Below are 9,246 nucleotides of genomic sequence, written 5' to 3'. Positions count from 1 at the left end.
ACCGTACCTGCGTGGCCCTTTTCACCTAGGGCTGCCTGGGATAGTTCCTGGTGTGAGCGGGTCGGGGGGGGGCCGGCACCCCCCGGGCCACCGCCTTCACCGCGTCGGACCGCCGCGTCGGACCGCCGCGTCGGACCGGCGCGTCAGACCGCCGCGGCGAACTGGGCCGCGTACAGCCGGTGGTACGCCCCGCCGGCGGCCATCAGCTCGTCGTGGCTGCCCTGCTCCACGATCCGCCCGGCCTCCATCACCAGGATCACGTCGGCGTCCCGGATCGTCGACAGCCGGTGGGCGATGACGAAGCTCGTCCGCGACGAGCGCAGGGCCGCCATGGCGTGCTGCACCAACGACTCCGTGCGGGTGTCCACCGAGCTGGTCGCCTCGTCCAGGATCAGCAGCGACGGGTTGGCCAGGAACGCCCGCGCGATGGTGAGCAACTGCTTCTCGCCGGCGCTGACGTTCGTCGCCTCCTCGTTGATGACGGTGTCGTACCCGTCCGGGAGGGTCCGCACGAACCGGTCCACGTAGGTGGCCTTCGCCGCGGCGACGATCTCCTCCTCGGTGGCCGAGGAGTTGCCGTAGGCGATGTTGTCGCGGATCGTGCCGCCGAACAGCCAGGTGTCCTGGAGCACCATGCCGGTCTGCGAGCGCAGGTCCTCCCGCTTCAGCGCGGTGATGTCCACCCCGTCCAGCGTGATGCGGCCCGCGTCCAGCTCGTAGAACCGCATGATGAGGTTGACCAGCGTGGTCTTGCCCGCGCCGGTCGGCCCCACGATCGCCACCGTCTGACCGGGTTCGGCCACCAGCGACAGGTCCTCGATCAGCGGCTGCTCGGGCCGGTAGGAGAAGCTGACGTGCTCGAACTCCACCCGGCCGCGGCGCTGCGCGGGCAGCGTCGCCTCCGCCGGGTCCGGCTCCTGCTCCTCGGCGTCGAGCAGCTCGAACACCCGCTCGGCCGACGCCACGCCCGACTGCATGAGGTTCGCCATCGACGCCACCTGGGTCAGCGGCTGGGTGAACTGGCGGGAGTACTGGATGAACGCCTGCACCTCGCCCAGCGTCATCGCGCCGGAGGTGATGCGCAGCCCGCCCACCACCGCGACCGCGACGTAGCTGACGTTGGACAGGAACATCATCATCGGCATGATCAGGCCGGAGACGAACTGCGCGCCCATCGCCGAGCCGAGCAGCTCGTCGTTGCGGCGCTTGAACTCCTCCTCCGACTCGCGCTGCCGGCCGAAGACCTTCACCAGCTGGTGGCCGGTGAACGCCTCCTCGATGTGGGCGTTCAACGCGCCGGTGTGCTTCCACTGCGCCACGAACAACGCCTGCGACCGCTTGCGGATCCGTCCCGTCGCCACCACCGAGATCGGGATGAGCAGCAGCGCGATCAGGGTCAGCAGCGGCGAGATCGTCAGCATCATCACCAGCACGCCGATGACCGTGAGCAGCGAGGTGAGCAACTGGCTCAGGGTCTGCTGCAACGTCGTGGAGACGTTGTCGATGTCGTTGGTGACGCGGGACAGCAGCTCGCCGCGCGGTTGGCCGTCGAAGTAGCGCAGCGGCAGCCGGTGGATCTTGTCCTCGACGTCGGCGCGCAGCCGGAACACGAACCGCTGCACCACGTTGTTGAGCACGCGGCCCTGCCACCAGCCGAACAGCGACGAGGTGAGGTACAGGGCCATCACCCACAGCAGGACGCTGCCCAGCGCGGCGAAGTCGATGCCCGCGCCGGGCGTGCCGCGCAGCCGGCCCAGGACGCCCTCGAAGATGATGTCGGTGGCGTGGCCCAGGATCTTCGGGCCGGCCACCGCGAACGCCACGCTGATCACGCCCAGCGCGATGACGACGAGCAGGGCCGACCGGTCGGTCCGCATCCGCTGGACGAGCCGGCGCGCCGAGGGGCCGAAGTTCTCCGCCTTGCCCATCGGCATGCCCATGCCGGGCATGCCGCCGCCCATCCGGGGCGGGGGAGCGGATCTGGAGGTCGTGGGTGCAGTCATGCCGCTTGCTCCGAGGTCAGCTGGGACTCCACGATCTCCACGTAGGTGGGGCAGGAGTCGAGCAGTTCGTGGTGGGTGCCGATGCCGACGACCTTGCCGTCGTCGAGCACCACGATCCGGTCGGCGTCGAGGATCGTGGAGACGCGCTGCGCCACGACGATCACCACCGCGTCCCGGGTGTGGGGCGCGAGCGCGGCGCGCAGCCGGGCGTCGGTGGCGAGGTCGAGCGCGGAGAACGCGTCGTCGAACAGGTAGATGTCGGGTTTGCGCACCAACGCCCGCGCGATCGACAGCCGCTGCCGCTGGCCGCCCGAGACGTTCGTGCCGCCCTGGGCGATCGCCGCGTCCAGCCCGCCCGGCATGTCGGCCACGAAGTCGCGCGCCTGCGCGATCTCCAGCGCCTCCCACAGCTCCTCGTCGGTGGCGTCGGGGTTGCCGTAGCGGAGGTTGGACGCGACCGTGCCGGTGAACAGGTACGGCCGCTGCGGCACCAGACCGATGCGCGCGCACAGGGCGTCGGTGTCGATGCCGCGGACGTCCTCGCCGTTGACGAACACCCCGCCGCCGGTCACGTCGATCAGCCTGGGCACGAGGTTGAGCAGGGTCGTCTTGCCCGTGCCGGTGCTGCCGATGATCGCCGTGCGCTGCCCGGGCTCGGCCCGGAAGCTGATGTCGCGCAGCACGGGCTCGTCCGCGCCGGGGTAGCGGAACTCGGCGTCGCGGAACTCCACCGAGGGCCGGCGGGGCAGCTCCGACAGCGGCGCGGTCGGCGGCAGGACCGACGACTCGGTGTCGAGCACCTCGTTGATCCGCTCGGCGCTCACGGCGGCGCGCGGGACCATCATGGAGATGAAGGTCGCCATCATCACCGCCATGAGGATCTGCATGAGGTAGCTCAGGAACGCGGTCAGCGCGCCGATCTGCATCTCGCCGGAGTCGACGCGGAACGCGCCGAACCACAGCACGGCCACGCTGGAGGCGTTGAGCAGCAGCATCACCACCGGGAAGATCAGCGCCTGGAGCCTGCCCACGCGCAGCGCGGTGTCCGTCAGCGCGCCGTTGACCTCGGCGAACCGGCGGGTCTCCGCGCGTTCCCGAACGAACGCCCGCACCACGCGGATGCCGGAGAGCTGCTCGCGCAGCACCCGGTTGACCCCGTCGATGCGCTCCTGCATCAGCCGGAACTGCGGCACCATCCGGACGACGATCAGGCCCACCGCGATCGCCAGCGCCGGCACGCACACCACGAGCAGCCAGGACAGGCCGACGTCCTCGCGCAGCGCCATCACGATGCCCGCCACGCACATGATCGGCGCGTTGATCAGCATCGTGCAGCCCATGACCACCAGCAGTTGCACCTGCTGCACGTCGTTGGTGGTGCGGGTGATCAGGGACGACGGCCCGAGCGTGGCCACCTCGCGGGCGGAGAACGCGCCGACGCGGTGGAAGACGGCCGCGCGGACGTCGCGGCCGAAGCTCATCGCGACCCGGGCGCTGTAGTAGACCGCGCCCACGGACGCGAGGATCTGGACGACCGACACCCCGACCATCCAGCCGCCCGTGGACAGGATGTAGCCGGTGTCGCCGGTGGCGATGCCGAAGTCGATGATGTCGGCGTTGAGGCTCGGCAGGTACAGCGAGGCGACGGTGCCGACGAGTTGGAGCGCGAGCACTACCGCCAGCTCACGTCTGTACGGGCGCAGGTGGGTGCGCAACAAGCGGCTCAGCAACGGTGTTCCCCCATAAGAAACGGATCGTGTCTACCATGAAGGTAGACCGACGCGATAAGAAACGCAAAGTATCTAAAGGCGGGGTAAAGGGGCAGGGTGACAGGGACGAAGTCACGCCGGCGCGGCGCGGAGCTGGAACAGGCCATCCTGGACGCGGCCTGGGACGAGCTGCGCGAGGTCGGCTACGCCCGGCTCACCATGGACGCGGTGGCGGCGCGGGCGGGGACGAGCAAACCGGTGATCTACCGCCGCTGGGGCGGCCGGGCGGAGCTGGTGCTGGCCGCGTGGTTCCGCAAGGTGCCGGTGGAGCGGGAGGTGCCCGACACCGGCAGCCTGCGCGACGACCTGCGCGCCCTGTTCGCCACCATCGCCCGCCGGGCCGACTCGATGATGAACGAGATGGTCGCGGGGGTGATGGGGGAGGCGTTCCGGCACCCGGAGGTCGCCGCGCTGCTGGCCGAGCGGCTGGCCCACCCGTCGCCGCTGACCGAGGCGGTCGAGGCGATCGTGGACCGGGCGGCCGCCCGGTCCGAGCTGCCGCCGGTGGACGTGCCGCTGCGGGTGAAGCGCCTGCCGCTCGACCTGGTGCGCTCGGAGTCCCTGACCAACTGCGGCGCGCCGTTGACCGAGGAGGCCGTGGCGTCCCTGGTGGACGAGGTCTACGTGCCGCTGCTGTACGGCCTCGCCGTCGGGCCGGTCGAGACCGACTCGGACGACTCGGGGCCGAACGACGTGCGCCGGAACGAGGTGCGCCCGAATGACGTGCGGCGGAACGACGTGCGCCCGAACGACGTCAAGGCGGACGACGTGCGCCCGAACGGGGTGCGGCGGAACGACGTCGGCGCGGCCTGAGCCCGCGCCTCAGCGGCGGGCGACGCGGGCCAGCGCGCCGGTTTCCAGGGCGATCCACACCGCGCCGTCGGGCCCGACCGCGATGCCGTGCGGCTCCGCGTGGTCTTCGGGCAGCGCGTGCGACTCGACCGCGCCGTCGGCGGTGACCACGCCGACGCGGTTGGCCCCCCACTCGGTGAACCAGTGGTCGCCGCGGTCGTCGGTGACGATGGCGTGCGGCCGGGAGGCGCGGTCGGGCAGCGGGAACTCGGTCACGTGCCCGTCGGTGGTGATGCGGCCGACCTGGCCGGCCGCGATCTCGACGAACCAGAGCGCGTCGGCGTCGGCGCAGATCCCGACCGGCCCCGCGGCCTCGGTGGGCAGCGGGTGGACGGTGACCTCGCCGTGGCCGTCGATCCGGCCGATCGCGTTGGCCTGGTTGAGCGTGAACCACATCGCGCCGTCCGGCCCGGCGGTGATGGCGGACGGGAACGCGCCCGTCAGCGGCAGCGGGAACTCGGTGACGTCACCGGCGGTGGTGATCCGGCCGATGCGGTCGGCGTTGATCTCGGTGAACCACAGCGCGCCGTCGTGGCCGGCGGCCAGCCCGTAGGGGCCGCACCCGGGCGTCGGCGGCGTGAACCCGGTGACCTCGCCGCCGGTGGTGATCCGGCCGATCCGGTGCGCCCGGTGCTCGGTGAACCAGAGCGCGCCGTCCGGGCCCGCCACGATGACCGTCGGGCCGCTGCCGGGGTCGAGCCGGTGGCTCGTGGGCTGTTCGCCCGGCACGAGCCTGCCGATCCGGCCGCTGCCGACCAGGGTGTACCAGAGCGCGCCGTCCGGGCCGGTGGTGATCCCGTAGGGACCGCTGTCGCGGTCGGCGACGACGTGGGTCTCGATGTCGGGCGACATGGTCTCTCATCCGTGCGAGGTGCAGTCGAGGTCCGGGTCGGGCACGCCGGAGCCGTTCGCGGTGAAGCCGAACGTGGTCGTGCCGCCGACCTCCAGCCGTGCGTTGTGACCGGCGTTGATCACGGTAACCGAGTCGTCGTCCACGGTGGGGATGCCGTTCCACAGGTTGCTGATCGAGTGACCCTCCGGCCGGGGCCAGGTCACGGTCCAGCCGGTCAGGACGCGCCCGCTGGTGTTGTGCACGGTCACCTCGGCCTGGTAGCCGCCCGGCCAGGACCTGGTGAACGCGAACCTCGCGGTGCACGTGCCCGCCGCGGCGGCGGCACTGGTCGTGGTGGCCGCGATCGTGGTCGTCGTCGTGGTGGGCGCGGTGGTGTGGGTGGTGGTGTTCTCGGTGGTCGTGACGCCGGTCGTGGTCGTCCCGGACGCGGTGACGCTCACCGTGACCGTGCTCGTCGTGGTGGCCGGCTCGGCGTTGCCGGCCGGGTCGCGGCGGGCCAGCGCGTCGCCGATCACGACGCCGCCCGCGACCAGCACGACCGCGCCCGCGAGCAGGGCGATCCTGCGCCACGGCACGCGGCGCTGCGCGGGCAGCGGCCGGGTGTCGTCGGGCCGGGGCGCGCCCGGCAGCGGCCGCCCCTCCACCACCGCGCCGAGCAGTTCGTGGAACTCGGCCATGGTCGGCCGTTCGGCCGGGTCGCGCCGCAGGACGGTCATCAGCGCGTCGCCCAGCGGTCCGGGGAACCGCATCGGCGCCACGTCGCCCTCCGACACGCGCCGCAGCAGCGCGAAGGGGTTCTCGGCCGTCCCGGACGGCGGGTGGCCCTCCAGCGCCGCGTAGAGGGTCGCGCCCAGGGAGTACACGTCGGAGGCGAACACCGCATCCTGCCCCGCCGCCACCTCGGGCGCGAGGAACGCGGGGGTGCCGACGACGATCCGGGCGTCGGTGACGGTGTTCTCGCCGATGGCCCGCGCGATGCCGAAGTCGGCGATCTTGGCGGTGCCGTCCTCGGCGAGCAGGACGTTGAACGTGGTGACGTCGCGGTGCACGATGCCGGCCGCGTGCGCCGCGGCCAGCGCCGACGCCACCTGCCAGCCGACGCCCGCCACCAGCTCCGCGGGCAGCGGACCGCGCTCGTCGACCAGCTCGGCCAGCGTCCGGGACGGCAGGTACTCCATGACCAGGCACGGCTTGCCGTCGTGCTCCACGACGTCGTGCACGGTGACCGCGTGCGGGTGCCGCAGGCGGGCCGCCACCCGCCCCTCCCGCACGATGCGCTCGACCGCGGCCGGCGAGCCACCGGTGCCGAGGAGCTTGACCGCGACCGCGCGCCCGAGCCGCTCGTCCCGCGCCCGCCAGACGACCCCGGCGGCGCCGCGGCCGACCAACTCGACCAGTCGGTACCGACCGGCGATGACCTCGTCCCGTTCCGCCACAGCGTGAAGTTACTTCGCCGCCCGACCGCGCGGCCACCTCCACCCCGCCGGGCCCGGTCCTCGGCGGCGCGTCGAGCGGCACCGACACCCCGTGCGACCTGCGCGTCCCCGCAGGGCGGCGGTGCGGGCGGTTCGTGCTGCCCGAACGGGCGGTAACGCGTCCGGCGTAACGAGGGATAGACCGAACAGAGGTGCACGCGTACGGAGGTAGCCTGCCGGGATGGAGCCGAGGCGAGCCGTGGTGGCGCCGGAGCTGGAGCGCTGGCGCCGGGCCGCCGGGCCGGACGACCGCCGCAGCGCGATCGTGCGGCCGCGCCCCGGCACGGACCCGGAGCACGCCGCGGACCGGCTCGCCGCGATCGGCATGGAGGTCGTCAGCGCCGGTCGGGGCTCCGTGATCGGCAACGTCACGCCCGAGGTGCTGCGCCTGATCGGTCTCGAGACCTGGGTGCTGGCCGTGGAGGGACCCCGGACGCTCAGGTCGCTGCACGGCGGCTGAAGGGGGCGGGTGCGATGGAACCCAGGCGGGACACGGTCCTGGACGCGCGGCTCAGGGGCGCGGCGTCGTTCGCCGGGCCACGGCCACCGCGGCAGGGCGGCGTCGTGGCGCGGGCGCTGGACGTGGCCGGGGGGACGGCGGGCGCGGCACGGCCCAAGCGGACCACCGTCAAGCTGGTCGTGCGCTCGGACGCGGTGCGCGACGCGGTGTCCTGGCTGGAGGCGTCGGGCGCCGAGGCGGTCTCCACCCCCGCCGACACCGCCACGTCGGGCAACGCGGTCGTGCTCGCGGCCGTGCCGGTCACGGCGCTGTCCGAATTGGACGGTCAGCCGTGGCTGCGCCGCGCCGAGGCGCCCAAGGAGATGTTCCCCCGGCTGGACCTCGCGCGCGGCGAGGCCACCCACCTCGACGCGGCGCTGGCCCGACCCGAGCACGCCGGCCTGACCGGCGAGGGCGTGCTGGTGGCGGTGGTGGACAGCGGCGTCGACTGGTCGCACCCGGACTTCCGCCACGAGGACGGCACGACCAGGCTGGAGCGGTTCCTGTTCGCCTCGCGCGCCGACGGGGCCGAGGTGTCGGCCTACCGGGCGTTCGACGCGGCCGCGATCAACGCGGCGCTGCGCGGCGGGCCGCCCGTCCCGACCGGCGACCCCGGCGGGCACGGCACGCACTGCGCGTCGATCGCGGCGGGCAACGGGCTCGCGCTGCCCGACCGGCGGTTCCGCGGCGTCGCGCCCGGCGCGGCGCTGATGGGCGTGCGCAGCGAGCCGCTGCTGGACGAGCACCTCATCGAGGGCATCCGGCAGGCGTTCGAGGTCGCGGGCGACCGGCCGGCCGTGGTGAGCCTGAGCCTGGGCGGGCACTGGGGCGCGCACGACGGCACGTCCGCGCTGGAGAACGAGATCGCGCACGCCTCCGGGCCCGGCCGGATCGTCGTGGTCGCGGCGGGCAACGAGGGCGGCGACGGCATCCACGCGCAGGGCGCGCTCGTGCCGGGGCGGGACCTGGTCATCCCGGTCCGGGTGGTGGACGACGGCGTGCTGCTGTGCGACGTGTGGATCCCGCGCGGCGACGAGGTGGACCTGGCCGTCGAGACGCCGGACGGGCAGCGGTTCGCGCCCGACGGCGAGGAGGTCCGGACCCCGCACGGCTCGTGCGTGGCCGAGTTCGTGGAGAACCCGCTCAACCGCGACCAGAACCTGACCGTGATGATCACCGGCAAGGTGGGCGAGGTGTGGTCGATCCGGATCACGCCGCTCACCGTCGTGCACGGCGAGGTGCACGCCTGGGCCACCCCGACCCGGGGCGGTCGGCAGGTCTTCCCCGACGCGCCGAGCGACGGCTACAGCATCGGCATCCCGGCCACCGAGGAGCGCGCCATCGTGGTCGGCTCCCTGGTCAGCCGCACGACGTTCGAGGGACCCGGCGGCGACGCGGCGGTGCCGGACGCGACCGTGGGCGCGTTGTCGGCGTTCTCCAGCCTCGGCCCGACGCGGGCGGGGGCGCAGAAGCCGGACGTCGTGGCGCCGGGCGAGGTCGTCACGGCGGCGCTGTCGGCGAACTGCGGCTTCGCCCTGGACCCGCGCCTCGCGTCGCGCCTGCACCCCAGCGGCAGGTACGTGACGATCCAGGGCACGAGCATGGCGACGCCGTTCGTGGCGGGCCTGGTCGCGCTGCTGCTGCAACGCGAACCCCGGCTCACGCCCGAGGACGTCCAGCAACGCCTGCGCGTCAGCTCCCGCCGGGACGCGGGCACCGGCCGGGTGTGGAACCCGCGGTTCGGCTGGGGCCGGTTGGACGCCGAGGCCCTGCTGCGCGGCTGACGTCCCGCACG

Annotated in this window: 7 protein-coding genes; 3 read left to right on the top strand and 4 right to left on the bottom strand. The window is 73.3% G+C overall.

What is annotated here, in order from left to right; all coding sequences use genetic code 11:
- Nucleotides 1-143 precede the first annotated feature (143 nt).
- Both ACFXGA_RS12370 and ACFXGA_RS12365 read right to left on the bottom strand, forming a co-directional pair.
- Entirely contained in the window at nucleotides 144-2,003 is a 1,860-nt protein-coding gene (locus ACFXGA_RS12370; RefSeq protein WP_378087067.1) for an ABC transporter ATP-binding protein, read from the bottom strand.
- Nucleotides 2,000-3,733: an ABC transporter ATP-binding protein gene (locus tag ACFXGA_RS12365; RefSeq protein WP_378087065.1), complete on the bottom strand. Its 1,734-nt coding sequence runs from the start codon at nucleotides 3,731-3,733 to the stop codon at nucleotides 2,000-2,002. The genes ACFXGA_RS12370 and ACFXGA_RS12365 overlap by 4 nt, the downstream gene beginning before the upstream one ends.
- Nucleotides 3,734-3,829: 96 nt before the next feature.
- Between ACFXGA_RS12365 and ACFXGA_RS12360 the strand changes: the two genes are divergently transcribed.
- Nucleotides 3,830-4,585 (top strand): TetR/AcrR family transcriptional regulator, encoded by a 756-nt coding sequence (locus ACFXGA_RS12360; protein ID WP_378087063.1) that lies wholly within the window; start codon nucleotides 3,830-3,832, stop codon nucleotides 4,583-4,585.
- 9 nt (nucleotides 4,586-4,594) lie between these two features.
- Here ACFXGA_RS12360 and ACFXGA_RS12355 read toward each other — a convergent pair whose 3' ends face one another.
- Both ACFXGA_RS12355 and ACFXGA_RS12350 read right to left on the bottom strand, forming a co-directional pair.
- The gene (locus ACFXGA_RS12355; RefSeq protein ID WP_378087061.1) at nucleotides 4,595-5,476 is read right to left on the bottom strand and encodes a virginiamycin B lyase; all 882 of its coding nucleotides are present in this window, start codon (nucleotides 5,474-5,476) and stop codon (nucleotides 4,595-4,597) included.
- 6 nt (nucleotides 5,477-5,482) lie between these two features.
- The gene (locus ACFXGA_RS12350) at nucleotides 5,483-6,913 is read right to left on the bottom strand and encodes a protein kinase (RefSeq protein WP_378087059.1); all 1,431 of its coding nucleotides are present in this window, start codon (nucleotides 6,911-6,913) and stop codon (nucleotides 5,483-5,485) included.
- A gap of 220 nt (nucleotides 6,914-7,133) precedes the next feature.
- On the opposite strand from ACFXGA_RS12350, the gene ACFXGA_RS12345 reads away from it, so the two are divergent.
- Together ACFXGA_RS12345 and ACFXGA_RS12340 are read left to right on the top strand one after the other, a co-directional pair.
- Nucleotides 7,134-7,412, top strand: a complete 279-nt coding sequence (locus tag ACFXGA_RS12345; RefSeq protein ID WP_378087057.1) for a hypothetical protein — start codon at nucleotides 7,134-7,136, stop codon at nucleotides 7,410-7,412.
- Between the two features lie 14 nt (nucleotides 7,413-7,426).
- Nucleotides 7,427-9,235, top strand: a complete 1,809-nt coding sequence (locus ACFXGA_RS12340) for a S8 family serine peptidase (protein ID WP_378087055.1) — start codon at nucleotides 7,427-7,429, stop codon at nucleotides 9,233-9,235.
- Nucleotides 9,236-9,246: the final 11 nt, after the last annotated feature.

This window comes from Actinosynnema sp. NPDC059335 (assembly GCF_042752395.1).
Taxonomy (GTDB): domain Bacteria; phylum Actinomycetota; class Actinomycetes; order Mycobacteriales; family Pseudonocardiaceae; genus Actinosynnema.
Note: the sequence above shows the minus strand (reverse complement) of the source record. Positions and strands in the feature narration are given on the sequence as shown.